Raw genomic sequence first — 17,069 nt, forward strand, 5'->3', positions numbered from 1 at the left:
CTGCCCTCACGGGAGGGGTTCCGTCTTGTCGCGGCGCTGCACCGGCGTCAGGGTCGGTGACCACCGGACGACGTCCTCCATCGCGAACGCCACTCGATCGCGGCCCGCCGTCTTCGCCGCGTACAGCGCGCGGTCGGCCGCGTAGGTCAGTCGGTCGAGGGTGGCCTCGACGTCGTTACCGCCCCTCTCGTCGAACACCACGTTCGCCTGCGCCACTCCGATGCTGACGGTGACGTCGCACGCGGAGCGGACGCTCTCGAGCACCTTCTCCTCGAGCCCCGCGACGGACTTGCTGAGGCCGAGCACCAGGAACTCCTCCCCGCCCAGCCGGGCGACCACCGCGTCCTCGGGAACGTAGGCTGCTATCGCCTCGGCGACCGTGGTGAGCACGACGTCACCGGCCGCGTGACCGCGAGTGTCGTTGACGGACTTGAAGTGATCGACGTCGACGAGCGAGACGACGATGGCGTCGGACTTCTCCGATGCCTCCGCGAGCATGGCGCTCACCCGCGGCAACATGCCGCGGCGGTTGAGCAGGCCGGTGAGCGGATCGGTGTTCGCCAGGGTCTCGAGGCGGGCTGTCACCGATTCGAGCGAGCTGCGCATGGTGGCGATCAACACCGCCGGCACCACCACGGTGGTGACCGCGGCGCCGGCCGCGACGAACCGCACCGCGCCCTCGGAGCCGTTGATGCTCAGTGCCGTCGCCATGATCACCGCGGCGCCGGTGAGCGAGATCGTGACCTTGGGCGGCGATCCGGACGCCGCGATGGCGGGCACGACCGCCAGCATCGCCGTGACCGCGCGGGACCCCGACGGATCGGCGATCAGATAGGCGGAGATGGCGACGCCGACCATGCCACCCGACCCCAGCACCGTGAACTGCCGGTCGGACAGACGACCGGCACGCAGGGTGATGCCCACGGTGACCACGGTGAACGCCACGATGACGGCCAGGAGCGGCAGCGTGCCCGGCCGCAGGAACGTTGGCTGGAGAATCGCGATGACGAGCAGGGGCAGCGCCCCCGAGGCACTTGCCATGACCGCCTTCGATCGCGTGTCGAAGTAGTTGCCGGCCGCCGTCAGCTGCCGACCGCCGCGGCGGCCCATCCTCGCCTCGTCTCCCGTCGTCACCGTCACCCGTCACATCCCGTGTCCGCGCGTCGCAGACCGTCGGATGATTCCCCGGGAACCGTCGGACCAATCGGACACACGTCGCGCGCCCCTCGAACAACCCGTGTCGTGATCGCCACGTCACGGCGTCGACGTACCCCCATCGATGCTCCCCCCGTCGAGCCGGGGACGCGGAGTACGTCGTCTCCTCGCCACCTTCGTGATCACGGTACGCGGTGCGGGCGCTCCTCGGCGTGACAGCCGATGCATCCTCACCCGACGCAGGATCCCGTACCGGCAGGTTGCCCGTTCTGCAGCCCCGTTGCCACCTCGTCGGCGACTTCTGCTGCGGTCAACACGAATCCGGTATCGGAGTTGTCGACGGCGGCGCCGAAGACGACGCCGAGGACCGTGCCGTCGGTGGCCACCAGCGGTCCGCCGGAATTGCCCTGACGGATCGATCCGCGCACGGTGTAGACCTCCCGGTCCACCGTCCCGGTGCGGTAGATGTTCGGCCCGGTGAGGTTCAGTGTCTCGCGCACCCGCGCGGACGATGCCGTGTACGGGCCACCGCCGGGATACCCGAGCACCACCGCGTCGGTTCCCGATTCCGCGCGCCCCCTCGCGAACGGCAGGACGTCGGCGGTCAGATCCGGCACGTTCAGTACCGCGATGTCGACGGCGGGATCGAACAGGACGACCTCCGCGTCGAGCGGGCCGTCCGCGGTGTCGACGGCCACCGACGAGGTGCCGGCGACGACGTGCGCGTTGGTGATGACACGGCCCGGCCCGATGACGAAACCGGAGCCCTCGAGCGCCTTCTGGCAGCTCTCGGCGATACCGCGGATCCGCAGCACGCTGTCCTGGAGGTCCGCCGCGATCGGCGACGCCAGCACGCTGGGATCCGGCGGACCGACCTCGGCCACGGGAGTGCGGCCGAAGGGGCCGATGACGTCGGGGAGACCCGACGTGTCGAGCAGAGCCGAGAACTCGTTGGGGATCTCGCGGACCCACTCGGGCGCCACGTCGTCCACGGCGCCGAGGATCGACGATCCGCGCACGGCCGCGGCGATCTGCGGTTGCGACGCCGCGGTGAGCGGGACGGCCAGCAACCAGGCCGCGACGAGCACGGCCACCGCCTGCAGACCGGCACCGATGACGCTGTCCACCGAGCGCGCCGCCGGGCTGTGGATCCCGCTGCGCAACGCTCGTCCCAACACCATGCCCGCGATCTCGCCGACGATCACCATGACGACGATGAGGGCGACGCCGACGAGCACGCGCATCCGCCCCTCCTCGACGTGGTCGAGGACGCGCGGTGCGAGCAGGATGCCGGCGACGGCACCGAGGACGACACCGAAGAAGGCGAAGGCGGACGCGACCGCGCCCTGCCGCCACCCCGACGACGCGGCGAGCAACGCCACCAGTGCCACACCGATGTCGAGCCAGGTCGATCCCGTCACGGGTGCAACTCCTCACCGACGGCGGCGAGCGACGTCTCGAGGTCCCGGACGTCCTCGGTGTCCCAGGGGGCACCCCAGCCCGCCGTCTCGAGGACGCCGGACAGCACCCCGGCCGTGAAACCCCACACGAGCATTCCTCCCACTGCGAACGCCGGGCCCCGATAACCGAGGGGGTGGCGCACCACGAATCTGTTGACCGGATCGAGAAGATCGGTGAGCGGCACGGCGACGACACGCTCCGTCTCGGCGGTGTCCACGACGGACACCTCGCTCGGGACGCGCCAGTACGCGATCACCGGTGTCACCTCGAAGCCCGACGGGGGCACGAAGATGGAGTCGAGCACCGTGAGCGGCTCCACGCCGTCCGGGTCCACCCCGGTCTCCTCCTGCGCCTCCCGCAGAGCGGTGCCGACGGGTCCGTCGTCGCCGGGATCGGCTGCGCCGCCGGGAAAAGCGACCTGACCGCGATGTTGCCGCAGCGAGGACGCGCGTTGGGTCAGGAGCACGGTGGCGTCGGTGGGCAACTCCGCCGCGTCGGGCCGCCCGCCGAAGAGCACCAGCACCGCGGCCGGTCTGCCCGTCGCCCCGTCCGGTGCGTGGCGGGCGATCACCGGGTTGCTCGCGTCGTCGCGCACGGTGTGCACGGCGGCCAGACGGGACAGCCACGGCGGCGTGCCCGCGGGATCCGTCACGCCGAGACTCCGAGGTGGGTGCGCACGGCGTCCGCGATCTCGTCGACGGAGCGGAACGGCTGCGGGAGAACCGCGGCGACGGATCCGTCGGCGGCGAGCAGCACGCTGACGGGCAACACGGCCGGAGCTCCGACGGCAGCGGCGACGGCAGCGGACGGATCCTGCACGCCGGGTAGTCGGACGCCGTAGTCGGCCAGTCGGGTCAGGGCGTTGCCCTGGCGGGGATCCTCGTGCACCGTCACCACGGTAACGGCACCGCCCGCACGCTCGGCGTACTGCTGCAGATACGGCAGTTCCTCCGCGCACGGGCCGCACCAGTAGGCCCACAGGTTGAGCAGAGTCGGCGTGCCGGCGACGGCCGCACCGAGATCGACCGGCGCTCCGTCGGCCAGGCAGGTGGTGCGCAGACCCGCCAGTGGGCCGGCGGGCGCCGGGGCGCCGGCCGCCGGCACGGGGCACGCGGCGAGCGCGGCCTCGGCGCGCAAGGGGGCCAGCTCCGTGTCCGTCGCGTCGTCGGTGGGCGCCGCGCCGAAAGTGTCGCGGTAGTCGGCGAAGCTCGTCGGTCCCGTCGGATCGTCCCCGCGCGGCCAGATGGCGACGATGAGGGCGACGACCACCACGAGCGCGGCCAGGCTCCACCTCGCCGCGGACGACCTGCTCACGTCTCGATGCCGGCCAGGGCGAGGATGTGGTCCGTCTCCGGCCCCTTCACCAACGCCGCGGCCTTGACGGGGTCGGTCGGCCCCAGCCCGTACGACGGGCAGTCCTTCGCCAGCAGGCAGACACCGCACGCCGGCGTCCGCGAATGGCACACGCGGCGGCCGTGGAAGATCACGCGGTGGGACAGGATCGTCCACTCCTTGCGCGGGATCAGCGCACCGATGGCGTGCTCGACCTTGACCGGATCCTCCTCCTCGGTCCAGGCCCAGCGGCGGACGAGTCGGCCGAAGTGGGTGTCGACGGTGATGCCGGGAATGTCGAACGCATTGCCGAGGACCACGTTGGCCGTCTTGCGCCCGATACCGGGCAGCGTCACCAGCTCCTTCAGCGAGGCGGGAACCTCACCGTCGTACCGCTCGAGGAGCTCGCGGCCCAGCCCGATGAGGGAGTTGGCCTTGTTGCGGTAGAAGCCGGTGGACCGGATGTACTCCTCGAGCTCCGTCCGGTCGGCCTCCGCGTAGTCGCGCGCCGACCGGTACTTCGCGAAGAGTGCCGGCGTGGTCTCGTTGACCCTCTTGTCGGTGCACTGCGCGGAGAGGATGGTGGCCACCGCGAGCTCGAGCGGGGTGGTGAAGTCCAACTCGCAGTAGACGTGCGGAAAGACCACGCCGAGGTCGCGATTCATCCGGCGTGCCCGGCGCGTGAGCGCGAGGGCGGACTCGTCTCGTTTGCCCACGTGAGAGGGACCGGCGGCTGATTTCTGCACGCCACGACTCTACGGAACGCCCCCGACAGCACGCTCCGGTCGTGTCCGCACCGGTGACCCCGCCGTGTTCTTTTCGAGACGTCGACAGTGTTTACTCCTCGGTATGCAAGCACTCGCTGTGGTTCTGTTCCCGGTCTTGCTGATGCTGTTCGCCCTCGCCATGGAGCGCTTCGAGGCGCGGCTGAACCGCGCAGGAGTCCGCGAGCAGGAGGTTCAGGAATTCCTGGACGCCGCCAGTTCCGCCGAGGTCGCCACCCTGGCCGCAGAAGGCTTCCCGAACGCCCTCGCACGGTTCCGCACCCGACGTCGCCGCGGTGGCGACGTCATGGAGGAGGACGTCGCTCTTCTCGACGACAGGGCACGCCGCGCCAGCTGAGCACCCGCCGACACGGCCCCCGGTCCGACGCCGACGCGTCGAGGGTGGCTGTGATCACTCCTGTGGCCGCCCGGCGACGTAGACTCCGACCGGACACATGAAGACGACACATTCGTAGATCTGCCGATCTTTCAGGGCAAGGGAGTACACGTGGACGAGGTACTGGCACGAGCCGGCATCTTCCAGGGGGTCGAGCCGTCTGCGGTGTCGGCGCTGACCAAGCAGCTGCAACCGGTCGATTTCCCGCGTGGCCACGTGGTCTTCAACGAGGGTGAGCCCGGCGATCGGCTGTACATCATCGTCAGCGGCAAGGTGAAGCTCGGCCGCCGCTCCCCCGACGGTCGCGAGAACCTCCTGACCATCATGGGTCCGTCCGACATGTTCGGTGAGCTCTCGATCTTCGATCCCGGCCCCCGCACCTCCACCGCCACCACGGTCACCGAGGTGCGCGCGGTGAGCATGGATCGCGACGCCCTGAAGGCCTGGATCGATCAGCGCCCCGAGATCGCCGAGCAGCTGCTCCGGGTGCTCGCCCGCCGGTTGCGTCGTACCAACAACAGCCTGGCCGACCTCATCTTCACCGATGTTCCCGGCCGCGTCGCCAAGGCACTGCTGCAGCTCGCACAGCGTTTCGGCACCCAGGAGGCCGGCTCGTTGCGCGTCGTCCACGACCTCACGCAGGAGGAGATCGCTCAGCTCGTCGGCGCCTCTCGCGAGACCGTGAACAAGGCGCTCGCCGACTTCGCGCACCGCGGCTGGCTCCGCCTCGAGGGCAAGAGCGTGCTCATCTCCGACTCCGAGCGACTCGCCCGGCGCGCACGCTAACCGCGCAGATACGTCAGCTGGGCCTTGACCGACATCCGCGCCGCGGGCCACAGCTTCTTGTCGACGTCCGCGTAGACGTGACGCACCACCTTCAGAGGGGTGGCGTCGGGTCCGAGGACGTCGAGCGCCGCCCGCACCTGGTCGAGTCTCTGTTCGCGATGGGCCCGGTAGGCGCGCGCGAGCACCGCGGTGTCGGGCTGGTCCGGTCCGTGGCCGGGCAGCGCGACGCGTCCCTCACCGAGTTGTTCCAGTCGGTCGAGTGAGGCCAGGTAGTCACCGAGATCCCCGTCCTTCCCGTCCAGGACGGTCGATCCGGCACCGAGGATGGTGTCCCCGGTCAGCACCGCGTCGTCGAGGACCAGGCTGACGGAATCGGCGGTGTGGCCCGGTGTCGCCGCGACGGTGAGTTCCACCCCGGCGGCCGCGATCACCTCGCCGTCCACCAGCGGCGCGGCGTCACCTCGGAGGTACGTGGACGTGACCGCGCGCACCGGCGCGGACGTCGACCGGTGCAGCCGGGCGATACCGCCGGTGTGATCGTGATGGCGGTGGGTGATCAGGATCAGCGCCACGCGTCCCTGCGCCGCGATGCGGTCGACGTGCGACCGGGAGCGCGGGCCCGGATCGACCACGATGCACTGCTCGTGCCCCGGGGCTCGCAGAATCCACGTGTTCGTGCCGTCCAGCGTCATCTTCCCAGGGTTCTCGGCCAGGAGGACGGACGCGGTCGACGTCACGCGCCGCAGCCGTCCGTACGCGGGGTGCTTCTCCGATACCGTGGGATCCTTCTCCGCCATGCGACCACTGTGCCAGCCGACGGAGGTTCGGTGCCGACCGGGACAGAACCTAGGCTCGCACCATGAGAATCGGTCTGATCGGTGCCGGACCCTGGGCTCGTCAGGCCGCGGCACCCGCACTCACCGCGCATCCCGACGTCGAGTTCGCCGGCATCTGGGCCCGCCGTCCCGACGCCGCGGCACAGACGGCTCCCGAGGTGCCGTACGTCGACGACGTCGATGCACTGATCGACTCCGTCGACGCCGTCGCGTTCGCGGTACCCCCCGAGGTGCAGTTCGATCTCGCCCGTCGGGCGGCTGCCGCGGGTCGACATGTGTTGTTGGACAAGCCGATCGCCGGTTCTGCGGCGGATGCGGCCACTCTCGTGGCCGCGATCGACGAGGCCGGGGTCTCGTCGATGGTCACGCTGACGCGTCGCTTCGCACCCGAGACCCGAGCATTCCTCGACGCCGTGCGCGACACGGAGGTCGCGACCGTGACGGCGACCTGGCTGTCCGGCGCCCTGCTCGGCGGCGAGTACGCCGGCTCGACGTGGCGGCGGGAGGGCGGCGCCCTCATGGACGTCGGCCCGCACGTTCTCGATCTCGCGATGGAGGTGCTCGGACCGGTCGAGTCCGTGGCGTGGGCGAGGCGTGACGACGCGTCCGACACGTGGTCGCTGGCTCTGCAGCACGGGAGCACCGCCGGAGTCCGGACGAGCCTGGTGACGCTGTCCATGCGGACGCCTGTGCGCCCGTCGGTGCTGCGGGTCGGCGCGAGCGGACCGGGCGGCCTGGTCGAGTTGTCGGACCGCACCACGCCACCCGACCGGTGTTACGCGGTACTGCTCGACGAGTTCCTGGAGTCCGTCCGGACCGGCACCCGCCACGAGTGCTCGGCACATCGCGGACTCGCTCTGCAGCGCGTCATCGAGCAGTGCCGGACCCTCGTGGCGAGCGGTCGGTGACGCACACCCGTCAGGCGGGTGAGACCTCGACGATCATCTCCACCTCGACGGCTGCGCCCAGGGGCAGCTCGGCGACTCCGACAGCCGACCGAGCGTGGATGCCGGCGTCGCCGAACAGCTCCCCGAGCAGGTTCGACGCACCGTTGATCACGCCGGGCTGACCGGTGAATCCCGGTGCCGACGCGACGAATCCGACGACCTTGACGATGCGGACCACGGAGTCGATGCCGACCAGCGCGTCGATCGCGGCCAGTGCGTTCAACGCACAGACGCGGGCGGCGGCGGTCGCGTCCTCGGCCGACACCTCGGCCCCGACCTTGCCGGTGGCGGTCAGCGCGCCGTCCACCATGGGCAGCTGACCCGAGGTGAAGACGTGATCTCCCGACCGCACCGCGGGAACGTAGGACGCGACCGGCGGCACGACGGGCGGAAGGGTCAGCCCGAGCTCGGCGAGCTTCTCCGTCACACCCATGTCAGCTCTTCGGGCGCTTGAAGTAGGCGACCAGGTTCTCGCCGGTGGGGCCGGGCATGACCGTGACCAGCTCCCAGCCGTCGGCACCGAAGTTGTCGAGGATGGCCTTGGTGTTGTGGATCAGCAGGGGTGCGGTGAAGTATTCCCACGTCGTCGATGCGCTCATGGCAGGAGCCTATAGCGCACCGGGTCAGTAAGGTCGAGGACGTGTCGGAGACAGCAGGTGCGACGTCGCACCCCACCGGATCGTCCCCTCAGGCGGAGCGAGGATGGCCGCCCGAAGCGGACCGCGCTCGACTGCACTTCGTCTCGGGCAAGGGTGGGACGGGCAAGAGCACCGTCGCCGCCGCGCTCGCCCTGGCCCTCGCCGCAGGTGGGCGCAAGGTTCTACTGGTCGAGGTCGAGGGACGCCAGGGCATCGCCCAGCTCTTCGACGTCCCCCCGCTGAGCCCGGTGGACACCAAGGTGGCCTCCGCCGACGGCGGTGGTGAGGTGTACGCGCTGGCCATCGACATCGAGACCGCGTTCCTCGAGTACCTCGACATGTTCTACAACCTCGGCTTCGCCGGCCGGGCGATGCGGCGGGTGGGAGCCATCGAGTTCGCCACCACCATCGCCCCCGGTCTGCGCGACGTACTCCTCACCGGCAAGGTGAAGGAGCGTGCGGTCCGCACCGAGAAGAACGGTCGGCTGCTCTACGACGAGATCGTCGTCGACTCGCCGCCGACGGGGCGGATCGGGAGCTTCCTGGACGTGACGACGGCGATGCGCGACCTCGCCAAGACCGGCCCGGTGCGATCGCAGAGCGAGGGTGTGGTGAAGCTGCTCCACTCCGAGCAGACACTGGTGCACCTGGTGACGCTGCTCGAGGCGCTGCCGGTGCAGGAGACCGCCGATGCTGCTGCGGAACTCGCAGCGGCCGATCTCCGACTGGGCACCGTGGTCGTCAACCGCACCGAGGAGTCGTTCCTTCCGGCGGAGGCGCTCGCCGAGGCGGCCTCCGGGAACCTCGACGCCGCCGCGATCGAGAAGAAACTCGCCGATGCCGGAATCACGCTGTCGGAGGACGACTTCGCCGGCCTGCTGACCGAGTCCATCGAGCACGCGTCGAGGCTCGCGGCCCAGCGCGAGAGCGAACAGCGTCTCGGTGACCTCGCGGTGCCGCGCCTGACGCTCCCGGCTCTGGCCGACGGCATGGACCTCGGCGGACTGTACGAGCTCGCCCACCACCTCACGGAACAGGGAGTGCGATGAGCACCGTTCCCACTCTCGACATCGGGTCCATCCTGACCGATCCGTCGTCGCGGATCGTCGTGTGCTGCGGCTCCGGCGGTGTCGGCAAGACCACCACCGCGGCGTCGATGGCGTTGCGGGCAGCCGAGAACGGGCGCCGGGTCGTCGTGCTGACGATCGATCCCGCACGGCGCCTGGCCCAGGCTCTCGGCGTCGGCGAGCTGGACAACACTCCGCAGCCGGTCGCCCTCGGGCCCGGCGCCACCGGCGAACTGCACGCGATGATGCTCAACATGCGTCGGACGTTCGACGAGATGGTGATGGAGCACTCGACGCCGGAGAAGGCACAGCAGATCCTGAACAATTCCTTCTATCAGACTGTGGCGTCGTCCTTCTCGGGGACGCAGGAGTACATGGCAATGGAGAAGCTGGGGCAGCTCGCCGCCAGCGGTGACTGGGATCTCGTGGTCGTGGACACGCCGCCGTCGCGCAACGCGCTGGACTTCCTCGACGCCCCACAGCGTCTGGGGTCGTTCCTCGACGGTCGCATGATCAAGCTGCTGATGGCCCCGGGTCGCGGGCTGGGCCGAGTGGTCACCGGCGCCGTGGGTCTCGCGATGCGCGGCGTCTCGTCCATCGTCGGCAGCCAGATGCTCTCCGACGCTTCCGCTTTCGTGCAGTCGCTGGACTCGATGTTCGGTGGCTTCCGCGAACGTGCGCGCCACACGTACGACCTGCTGCGTCAGGACGGAACCCATTTCGTCGTCGTCGCGGCCGCGGAGCCCGACGCGCTGCGGGAGGCATCCTTCTTCGTCACCCGCCTGTCCGAGGACGGCATGCCGTTGGCCGGACTGGTGCTCAACCGCACGCACCCGACGCTGAGTTCGCTGCCGTCCGACCACGCCGTCACGGCCGCCGACCAGTTGGACGCCGAAGGCACCCCCGATGCCGCTCTGGCCGCGGGAGTGCTTCGCGTGCACGCGCATCGGGCCGTCACCGCGAAGCGCGAGATCGGACTGCTGCGTCGTTTCACCGCCGCTCACCCCCGTGTTCCCGTCGTGGGGGTGCCCTCGCTGCCGTTCGAGGTGTCCGATCTCGACGCACTGCGTGCCGTCGCCGATCAGTTGACCGGCACCGCCTGAGCCTCTGCGCTCAGGCGGTGAGCCGCAGGCCCGCGCCGGGGCCGCCGCTCTCGTCGATCGCACGCAGGATCGACACCAGGTCGGTGACGACGGCGGGGCCGATGCAGGGTGCCACGAGGTAGGCGTTCACCATGCCGACCACGGACGTTCCCCGCACCACCGGCGCACCGGAGTCCCCGGCATTCACGCACACCTGGGCGAACACCTGCTGGGAGTTCAGGATGTCACCGTAGGAGACTCCGCACGTCGCACCGGTCGTACGACCCTGCTTGCACACGGTCTCGGCCAGCCGTGCGGGATCCCCGACAGCCGTGATGGTGGTGCTGCCGACGGAGGCCACCGGGGCCACCCGCTCCGCGTCGAACTCGATGATCGCCGTGTCGTACGCGGGCAGAGCCGCGACGACGGAGCCCACATCTCCTGCGGCGGAATCGCTCTCGCTCGCCACGGTGTCGCCGACCCGCCCGCAGTGACCTGCGGTGAGCCCGATGGTGCGCCCGGCGGTGTCCGCACCGATCACGGTGAGACTGCACAGTGTCTCTCGTCCGTCCTGCGTCAGGACCAGCCCGGAACCCCCGCCCAGCTCCACGCGCTCGGCGGCGGAGGCCTGAGCCCCGCCGCCGAGAACGAGCGAGCAGAGGACGGCGAGACCGACCAGAAGTACTCGCATCGGTGTGACTACTTCTTCACTGCGGGCGGCGCCTCGAGCAGCGTGACGAACTGCTGCGCATTGGCCACGGCGGAACCGAGACCACCGATGGCGGTACCGGCGAGCGATCCACCGGCGCCGAGCAGCAGGGCGCCACCGATGCATCCGGCGATCGGGCCCGCACCGAAGAGGAGCGCGACGGGAGCGGAGACGACGCCGGCCGCGGCCGCACCGAGGAGGCAGCCGCCGACGAGACCGGTTGCGGCACCGAGGAATCCACCGACCGTGGCGGTGAGCGACAGGTTGTCCTTGACGCCGGCGACCGCGGCGGGCAGGTCCACCTGGTTCAGGCCCGGAATGTCGTAGACCGGCGCGGCGGGCGCAGCGGCGTCGACCGCGAGGGTCGCGGTGTTGCCCTCGACCTGAGCGGACACGGGATGCGCCAGTCCGTCGACGGCGAGAGCCAGCGGCACCGAATCGACGACGACACCCGAGTCGTCGCGGATGACCAGGTGGTTGTTCTCGTTGCTCAGGGTTCCCGAGTCGGTGGTCACGAGCAGCCCGGTGCCCGCGGCCACGGCGTTCCAGTGCACCTCGGGAGCAGCGGCGGGTGCCGGATCGGCGTACGCGGTCGCGGAGGCGGTGCCCAGCGACACGATCGTCATCGCGGCGACAACCGCGATCTTGTTCATCTTCATGCCCGTCGAGTCCTTTTCGCAGTGGGAGCGAATCCGCGCTGATCGTCGGATCCGTCAAGCGGCGAGTGCCGAGCAGGATTCAACGGTCACGGTGGGACGGTGTCAATCGACGTGCGAGACAACGGAAAGCGAACCGCGAGGGACGGGCCGACACACGGACCGGGCCCGGCCGGAGCACCGAACGCCGGGTCCGATTCGGTGCCGGGCACGACCGGCGCGGCGGCGGGCGAGCGGGCGCCCCCACGGTCCGCTTCGACGACGGCGCAGGTCAGAGCGTGGAAAGCCTTCCCGCGCGGGCGCGGCAGCCGAGCGACCGTGCGTCACGCTTCTTCCGATACGACCGATTCCGTTGTGACGCACACAGACTCGATGGAGGTCCGATTCGTCCGCGCTGTCGCGTGTGGTCGATCGACACGGGCGGGCGTGACAGACACCCCGCGCCCCGGACGGGTCCCGACGCGTCGTCGGGCGTTCACGAAGAGTTCATGCGGTGCGACGAGAGATCTCCCACCGCGAATCGGACATCGCGGTGGGAGATCACAGGAACCGTGGCCGGTCGCCCGGCGGCGGCATGGGTCAGACGGCCGACTGGTGGTGACGCTGGGTCTCGAAGAACTCGGCCCAGGAGTCCACCTCGGGGTGCTGCTTGATCAGGGCCCGGCGCTGACGCTCTGTCATGCCGCCCCAGACGCCGAACTCGACACGGTTGTCGAGGGCGTCCGCTCCGCACTGCATGAGCACGGGGCAGTGACGGCAGATCGTTGCGGCCTTGCGCTGCGCGGCGCCGCGGACGAACAGTTGATCGGGATCCACTCCCCGGCATCGCGCCTGCGATACCCATGCGATGCGCGCTTCGGCTTCCCCGATGTCGAGCGCTGCATTCGGCGTTCCTGTGTGCATTCGTTGACCCCTTACCGTCGGCGAACACCGTTTCCCTGGCGTTCCGGGCGTCCCACCCGCCGACGCAGCTCACGCTGCACAGCGAACTGAGGAGCACCCCACTAACTGATGTGATTGTTATCTGAATCACATCGTGTCCATCAATGTAGGGGAAAGGCCGCGCGGGAAGCAAGGTGGGGGATCACTTTTCTGGTACGCCCGTGCGATCGGTCACATCTGAGCAGGTCAGCCGTCCACATGTCCGGTACGGGCTGTGTCCCGGAGGAGCCACGTACTCTGTTGTTCGTGCCGATCGCCAAGACTGTCGCCAAACTCGCCGGGTGCTCCGCCCTGGCCGGCGCGCTGCTCGCCGGAGTCATGTTCCCGCTCGCCGGCGGGTTCGGATTCGCGTCCAACCGCGCCGCCGACACCGTGGACAACGTCTCCGCGGAACTCGTCGAGGGAACGGTGCCCGCCGTGTCCACGATGGTGGACTCCGCGGGCAACCCCATCGCGTGGCTCTACGAGCAACGACGCTTCGAGGTGCCGAGCGACCGCATCTCCAACGAGATGAAGCTCGCCATCGTCTCCATCGAGGACCGCCGGTTCGCCGAGCACGAGGGCGTCGACTGGCAGGGCACGGTGCGCGCCTTCCTGACCAACACCACCAGCGGACAGGTGGAGCAGGGCGCGTCCACCCTCGATCAGCAGTACGTGAAGAATTACCAACTGCTCGTCGTCGCCAAGACGGACGCCGAACGCCGCGCCGCCATCGAGACCACTCCCGCGCGCAAGATCCGCGAGATCCGCATGGCGCTGACGCTGGACAAGCAGCTGACCAAGGACGAGATCCTCACGCGCTACCTCAACCTGGTGCCGTTCGGTAACTCGTCCTACGGCATCCAGGACGCGGCACAGACGTACTTCGGCATCGACGCGAGCCAGCTGAGCCTGACGCAGGCGGCGATGCTCGCGGGCATGGTGCAGTCCAGCTCCGCCCTCAACCCGTACACCAACTACGACGGCGTGATGGCGCGACGGAACACCGTTCTCGACACGATGATCCAGAACATCCCGGACCGCGCGGCGGAGATCGAGGCCGCCAAGGCCGAGCCGCTGGGCGTGCTGCCGGAGCCCAACCAGTTGCCGCGCGGCTGCATCGCCGCCGGTGATCGTGGCTTCTTCTGTGACTACGCGCTGCAGTACCTGGCCGACGCCGGCATCAGCAAGGACCAGGTGGACAAGGGCGGTTATCTGATCAAGACCACTCTCGACCCGGCCGTGCAGTCCTCCACGAGCGCCGCCCTGTCCGGGAACAGCAGCCCGGATCTCGACGGTGTCGCGACGGTCATGAACGTCATCGCGCCGGGGCAGGACTCGCACCGCATCCTCGCAATGGGGTCGTCACGGCGCTACGGCCTGAACGGCGACGCCAACGAGACCGTCCAGCCGCAGCCGTACTCCCTGGTGGGCAGCGGTGCCGGGTCGATCTTCAAGATCTTCACCACCGCCGCCGCGATGGAGAAGGGCCTCGGCACGTCCGCGGTCCTGCAGGTGCCCAACCGCGTCGAGGTCAAGGGACTCGGCGACGGCGGTGCGCGTGGGTGCCCTCCCTCGACGTACTGCGTGACCAACGCCGGCAACTACCCGCAGTCGCTCTCGGTGACCGACGCGCTGGCACAGTCCCCCAACACCGCCTTCGTGAAGCTGATCGAGTCGGTCGGCGTCACCCCGACGGTCGACATGGCCGTCCGCCTGGGCCTGCGCTCGTACACGCTGCCCGGAACAGCCGGCCAGGGCACCGACCAGAGCCTCGCCGACTACCAGAAGGAGGCGAACCTCGGCTCCTTCACGCTCGGACCGACCTACGTCAATCCGCTGGAACTGTCCAACGTGGCCGCGACCCTCGCGTCCGGCGGCAAGTGGTGCCCGCCCAACCCGATCGACAGCGTCTTCGATCGCAGCGGCAAGCAGATCCCCGTCACGCAGCAGGCGTGCGAGCAGGTCGTGGAGCCGGGACTGGCGAACACACTGGCCAACGCGATGAGCAAGGACGATCAGCCCGGCGGCACGTCGGCGTCCGCCGCGAGCTCGGTGGGCTGGTCGCTGCCGATGTCCGGCAAGACCGGCACCACGGAATCGCACCGGTCCTCGGGGTTCCTCGGATTCACGAACCGGTACGCGGCCGCCGCCTACACCTACGGCGATTCCCCGACTCCCAGCGAGATCTGCTCGTTCCCGCTGCGCCCGTGTGGTTCGGGCAACCTGTTCGGCGGTAACGAGCCTGCACGGACCTGGTACGACGCGATGGATCCGGTGGCCACGAACTTCGGCGACGTCGGACTCCCGGCCGTCGACCAGAAGTACGTGCGCGGATCGGCCAACGGCCAGGTTCCCGACGTCACGGGCCTGACGCAGAACTCCGCGACCTCGCAGTTGCAGGCCGCAGGGTTCCGCGTGCAGGTGGCGACCACCGCGTCGTCGGAGGGTCGGGGCACCGTGGTCAGCACGTCACCCTCGGGTTCCGCCATTCCGGGATCGACGGTCACGATCTACATCAGCGACGGGTCCGTCCGGGCGGCACCGGCAGCCCCGGCGCCGGGGATCCAGCTTCCGGCGTTGCCGCCCGGGGTCACCCTGCCGGCGATCCCCGGGCTGACGGCACCGCCGCGCTAGCTGCGGCAGTGCCGTGCGGCGGCGAGTGCCCTACAGCCGAGCCTTGACCGCGGCCGAGATGCGGGAGCCGTCGGCCTTGCCGGCGGCGATCGCCGTGGCGGCCTTCATGACCTGTCCCATCTGTCGCATCGCCGGGCGCTCACCGAGTTCCTCGGCCACCTGCGCGATGGCCGTGTCGGCGACGTCGGCCAGTTCGGCGTCGGTCAGCGGCGTCGGCAGGTACTCGTCGATGATCTGCGCCTCGGCACGCTCGGTGGCGGCGAGTTCACCGCGCCCGTTCTGGGTGTAGATCTCGGCGGACTCGCCGCGCTTCTTCGATTCCTTGGCCAGCACGCGCAGCACGTCCTCGTCGGTGAGCTCGTGCGCTTCCTTACCCGACACCTTCTCGGTCTGTACCGCCGACAGCAGCATTCGCAGCGTCGCCGTCCGGAGCTTGTCCTTCGCCTTCATCGATGTCGTCAGATCCGCCCGCAGGCGCTTTTCCATGTCACAGTTCTCGGCCATGTCGGAAACGGTACTGTCGACGAGGTGTCCGGTACATCAGCGTTCCCCCGTCGCTCGGCGCACTCGCTTCCGAGTCTGCAGTCGGCCGCGCGTTCTCTCGCCACTCCCGGAGGGATCGCGGCTCTCGCCGCGGGATCGGCGGCGGTGGGGTTGACCTACGCCACGGCCATCGAGCGGAACGCCTTCGCGCTGCGGGAGACCACCATGCCGGTGCTCGCCCCGGGGTCGTCGACGCTGCGTGTCCTGCACATCAGCGACCTGCACATGATGCCGGACCAGAAACTCAAGCAGAACTGGGTGCGTGAGCTCGATCGGCTCGAACCCGATCTCGTCGTGAACACCGGCGACAACCTGTCCCACCAGCGGTCGGTGCCGGCCGTGGTGCAGTCGCTCGGGTCGCTCCTCGGTCGGCCAGGGCTGTTCGTGTTCGGCTCGAACGACTACTTCGCGCCCGTGCCCAAGAACCCCCTCAAGTACTTCTCGAAGAATCACAAGAAGGTGTTCGGGAACCCGCTGCCGTGGCAGGACCTGCGGGCGGCCTTCACCGAGCGCGGGTGGATGGACGTCACCCACGTCCGCCGCGAGCTCGAGGTGTCCGGCGTCCGGATCGCAACGGCCGGGGTGGACGATCCGCACCTGAAGCGTGATCGCTACGACACCATCGCCGGCGCGCCGAACCCCATCGCCGACGTGAGCATCGGCATCACCCACTCTCCCGAACCGCGCGTGCTCGATCGCTTCGCGGCGGACGGATACGACCTGGTGCTCGCGGGACACACCCACGGCGGCCAACTGTGCCTCCCGTTCTACGGCGCACTGGTGACCAACTGCGAGCTCGACCGCTCTCGCGTCAAGGGACCCTCGCGCTGGGGTGCCCACACCCGACTGCACGTCTCGGCCGGACTCGGGACGTCGCCGTATGCGCCGTACCGCTTCTGCTGCCGTCCCGAGGCCACCCTGATCACTCTCGTTCCGGCGAAGCGTCCGCCCAGGACCTCACCCGAACAGGGCGTTTCGCGTTCCGAAGCCATGGTGCGATAGAGTTGCAGAGCTGCCCTGACGGGGAGTGAACGGCCACGGGGTGTGGCGCAGCTTGGTAGCGCGCTTCGTTCGGGACGAAGAGGTCGTGGGTTCGAATCCCGCCACCCCGACTCGTGGTTGAGACACGAAGGAAGGC

The 17,069-nt window shown here is 69.6% G+C and carries 19 protein-coding genes and 1 tRNA gene; 8 read left to right on the top strand and 12 right to left on the bottom strand.

What is annotated here, in order from left to right:
- Positions 1 to 6: 6 nt before the first annotated feature.
- From J4E04_RS21145 to nth, 5 genes are all read right to left on the bottom strand, one after another.
- Entirely contained in the window at positions 7 to 1,140 is a 1,134-nt protein-coding gene (locus J4E04_RS21145) for a GGDEF domain-containing protein (RefSeq protein ID WP_222633332.1), read from the bottom strand.
- A gap of 245 nt (positions 1,141 to 1,385) precedes the next feature.
- Positions 1,386 to 2,576, bottom strand: a complete 1,191-nt coding sequence (locus J4E04_RS21150) for a MarP family serine protease (RefSeq protein ID WP_490149568.1) — start codon at positions 2,574 to 2,576, stop codon at positions 1,386 to 1,388.
- Complete coding sequence (locus J4E04_RS21155; protein ID WP_374107175.1) at positions 2,573 to 3,268, bottom strand: NUDIX hydrolase; 696 nt, start codon at positions 3,266 to 3,268, stop codon at positions 2,573 to 2,575. The genes J4E04_RS21150 and J4E04_RS21155 overlap by 4 nt, the downstream gene beginning before the upstream one ends.
- Positions 3,265 to 3,930 carry a TlpA family protein disulfide reductase gene (locus J4E04_RS21160; protein WP_490149569.1) on the bottom strand — a complete coding sequence of 222 codons (666 nt, stop codon included), beginning with the start codon at positions 3,928 to 3,930 and terminating at the stop codon, positions 3,265 to 3,267. The genes J4E04_RS21155 and J4E04_RS21160 overlap by 4 nt, the downstream gene beginning before the upstream one ends.
- Positions 3,927 to 4,613, bottom strand: a complete 687-nt coding sequence (gene nth / locus J4E04_RS21165) for an endonuclease III (protein ID WP_081821412.1) — start codon at positions 4,611 to 4,613, stop codon at positions 3,927 to 3,929. Before nth ends, J4E04_RS21160 begins: the two co-directional genes overlap by 4 nt.
- 184 nt (positions 4,614 to 4,797) lie before the next feature.
- On the opposite strand from nth, the gene J4E04_RS21170 reads away from it, so the two are divergent.
- Together J4E04_RS21170 and J4E04_RS21175 are read left to right on the top strand one after the other, a co-directional pair.
- Positions 4,798 to 5,070: a hypothetical protein gene (locus tag J4E04_RS21170; RefSeq protein ID WP_027506689.1), complete on the top strand. Its 273-nt coding sequence runs from the start codon at positions 4,798 to 4,800 to the stop codon at positions 5,068 to 5,070.
- Positions 5,071 to 5,220: 150 nt separating this feature from the next.
- Positions 5,221 to 5,895: a Crp/Fnr family transcriptional regulator gene (locus tag J4E04_RS21175; protein ID WP_027506688.1), complete on the top strand. Its 675-nt coding sequence runs from the start codon at positions 5,221 to 5,223 to the stop codon at positions 5,893 to 5,895.
- Here the strand turns inward: J4E04_RS21175 and J4E04_RS21180 are convergent.
- Positions 5,892 to 6,692 (bottom strand): MBL fold metallo-hydrolase, encoded by an 801-nt coding sequence (locus J4E04_RS21180; protein ID WP_490149570.1) that lies wholly within the window; start codon positions 6,690 to 6,692, stop codon positions 5,892 to 5,894. The two genes, J4E04_RS21175 and J4E04_RS21180, sit on opposite strands and share 4 nt — an antisense overlap.
- 62 nt (positions 6,693 to 6,754) lie before the next feature.
- Between J4E04_RS21180 and J4E04_RS21185 the strand changes: the two genes are divergently transcribed.
- A complete protein-coding gene (locus J4E04_RS21185) occupies positions 6,755 to 7,639 on the top strand; it encodes a Gfo/Idh/MocA family protein (RefSeq protein ID WP_490149571.1) in 885 nt (294 codons plus the stop codon).
- A gap of 10 nt (positions 7,640 to 7,649) precedes the next feature.
- Here the strand turns inward: J4E04_RS21185 and J4E04_RS21190 are convergent, their stop codons facing one another.
- The gene (locus J4E04_RS21190; RefSeq protein ID WP_490149572.1) at positions 7,650 to 8,111 is read right to left on the bottom strand and encodes a RidA family protein; all 462 of its coding nucleotides are present in this window, start codon (positions 8,109 to 8,111) and stop codon (positions 7,650 to 7,652) included.
- Between the two features lies 1 nt (position 8,112).
- Positions 8,113 to 8,277, bottom strand: coding sequence for a Sp36 family protein (sp36, locus tag J4E04_RS21195; RefSeq protein ID WP_197027831.1), 165 nt, complete (start codon positions 8,275 to 8,277; stop codon positions 8,113 to 8,115).
- Positions 8,278 to 8,318: 41 nt separating this feature from the next.
- Here sp36 and bagA point away from each other — a divergent pair, with 41 nt between their 5' ends.
- Together bagA and bagB are read left to right on the top strand one after the other, a co-directional pair.
- The gene (bagA, locus tag J4E04_RS21200; RefSeq protein WP_307109624.1) at positions 8,319 to 9,365 is read left to right on the top strand and encodes an ATPase BagA; all 1,047 of its coding nucleotides are present in this window, start codon (positions 8,319 to 8,321) and stop codon (positions 9,363 to 9,365) included.
- On the top strand, positions 9,362 to 10,486 hold the full coding sequence (bagB, locus tag J4E04_RS21205; RefSeq protein ID WP_056443351.1) for an ATPase BagB: 1,125 nt from the start codon (positions 9,362 to 9,364) through the stop codon (positions 10,484 to 10,486). The genes bagA and bagB overlap by 4 nt, the downstream gene beginning before the upstream one ends.
- Positions 10,487 to 10,496: 10 nt before the next feature.
- On the opposite strand, the gene J4E04_RS21210 is transcribed toward bagB, so the two are convergent.
- The 3 genes from J4E04_RS21210 to J4E04_RS21220 all read right to left on the bottom strand — a co-directional run bounded on the left by J4E04_RS21210 (position 10,497) and on the right by J4E04_RS21220 (position 12,733).
- Positions 10,497 to 11,156, bottom strand: coding sequence for a chymotrypsin family serine protease (locus J4E04_RS21210; RefSeq protein ID WP_328810856.1), 660 nt, complete (start codon positions 11,154 to 11,156; stop codon positions 10,497 to 10,499).
- Between the two features lie 8 nt (positions 11,157 to 11,164).
- The gene (locus J4E04_RS21215; protein WP_056443346.1) at positions 11,165 to 11,833 is read right to left on the bottom strand and encodes a DUF8020 domain-containing protein; all 669 of its coding nucleotides are present in this window, start codon (positions 11,831 to 11,833) and stop codon (positions 11,165 to 11,167) included.
- Between the two features lie 576 nt (positions 11,834 to 12,409).
- Complete coding sequence (locus tag J4E04_RS21220) at positions 12,410 to 12,733, bottom strand: WhiB family transcriptional regulator (RefSeq protein WP_027506681.1); 324 nt, start codon at positions 12,731 to 12,733, stop codon at positions 12,410 to 12,412.
- 285 nt (positions 12,734 to 13,018) lie between these two features.
- Here J4E04_RS21220 and J4E04_RS21225 point away from each other — a divergent pair, with 285 nt between their 5' ends.
- The gene (locus J4E04_RS21225; protein ID WP_027506680.1) at positions 13,019 to 15,388 is read left to right on the top strand and encodes a penicillin-binding protein; all 2,370 of its coding nucleotides are present in this window, start codon (positions 13,019 to 13,021) and stop codon (positions 15,386 to 15,388) included.
- Between the two features lie 30 nt (positions 15,389 to 15,418).
- On the opposite strand, the gene J4E04_RS21230 is transcribed toward J4E04_RS21225, so the two are convergent.
- Complete coding sequence (locus J4E04_RS21230) at positions 15,419 to 15,892, bottom strand: GatB/YqeY domain-containing protein (RefSeq protein ID WP_027506679.1); 474 nt, start codon at positions 15,890 to 15,892, stop codon at positions 15,419 to 15,421.
- Between the two features lie 75 nt (positions 15,893 to 15,967).
- On the opposite strand from J4E04_RS21230, the gene J4E04_RS21235 reads away from it, so the two are divergent.
- Both J4E04_RS21235 and J4E04_RS21240 read left to right on the top strand, forming a co-directional pair.
- On the top strand, positions 15,968 to 16,933 hold the full coding sequence (locus J4E04_RS21235; protein ID WP_051613580.1) for a metallophosphoesterase: 966 nt from the start codon (positions 15,968 to 15,970) through the stop codon (positions 16,931 to 16,933).
- Between the two features lie 36 nt (positions 16,934 to 16,969).
- A tRNA-Pro gene (locus tag J4E04_RS21240) sits at positions 16,970 to 17,043 on the top strand.
- The last annotated feature ends 26 nt before the right edge of the window (positions 17,044 to 17,069 follow it).

It is taken from the genome of Rhodococcus sp. NFXS4 (genome assembly GCF_058139645.1).

What these genes read in the sequence shown, in the direction of transcription:
- J4E04_RS21210 (WP_328810856.1), bottom strand. Translation starts at nt 11,156, where the DNA reads ATGCGAGTACTTCTGGTCGGTCTCGCCGTCCTCTGCTCGCTCGTTCTC.
- J4E04_RS21185 (WP_490149571.1), top strand. Translation starts at nt 6,755, where the DNA reads ATGAGAATCGGTCTGATCGGTGCCGGACCCTGGGCTCGTCAGGCCGCG.
- J4E04_RS21220 (WP_027506681.1), bottom strand. Translation starts at nt 12,733, where the DNA reads ATGCACACAGGAACGCCGAATGCAGCGCTCGACATCGGGGAAGCCGAA.
- J4E04_RS21215 (WP_056443346.1), bottom strand. Translation starts at nt 11,833, where the DNA reads ATGAAGATGAACAAGATCGCGGTTGTCGCCGCGATGACGATCGTGTCG.
- J4E04_RS21230 (WP_027506679.1), bottom strand. Translation starts at nt 15,892, where the DNA reads ATGGCCGAGAACTGTGACATGGAAAAGCGCCTGCGGGCGGATCTGACG.
- J4E04_RS21170 (WP_027506689.1), top strand. Translation starts at nt 4,798, where the DNA reads ATGCAAGCACTCGCTGTGGTTCTGTTCCCGGTCTTGCTGATGCTGTTC.
- J4E04_RS21190 (WP_490149572.1), bottom strand. Translation starts at nt 8,111, where the DNA reads ATGGGTGTGACGGAGAAGCTCGCCGAGCTCGGGCTGACCCTTCCGCCC.
- J4E04_RS21180 (WP_490149570.1), bottom strand. Translation starts at nt 6,692, where the DNA reads ATGGCGGAGAAGGATCCCACGGTATCGGAGAAGCACCCCGCGTACGGA.
- bagB (WP_056443351.1), top strand. Translation starts at nt 9,362, where the DNA reads ATGAGCACCGTTCCCACTCTCGACATCGGGTCCATCCTGACCGATCCG.
- sp36 (WP_197027831.1), bottom strand. Translation starts at nt 8,277, where the DNA reads ATGAGCGCATCGACGACGTGGGAATACTTCACCGCACCCCTGCTGATC.
- nth (WP_081821412.1), bottom strand. Translation starts at nt 4,613, where the DNA reads ATGAATCGCGACCTCGGCGTGGTCTTTCCGCACGTCTACTGCGAGTTG.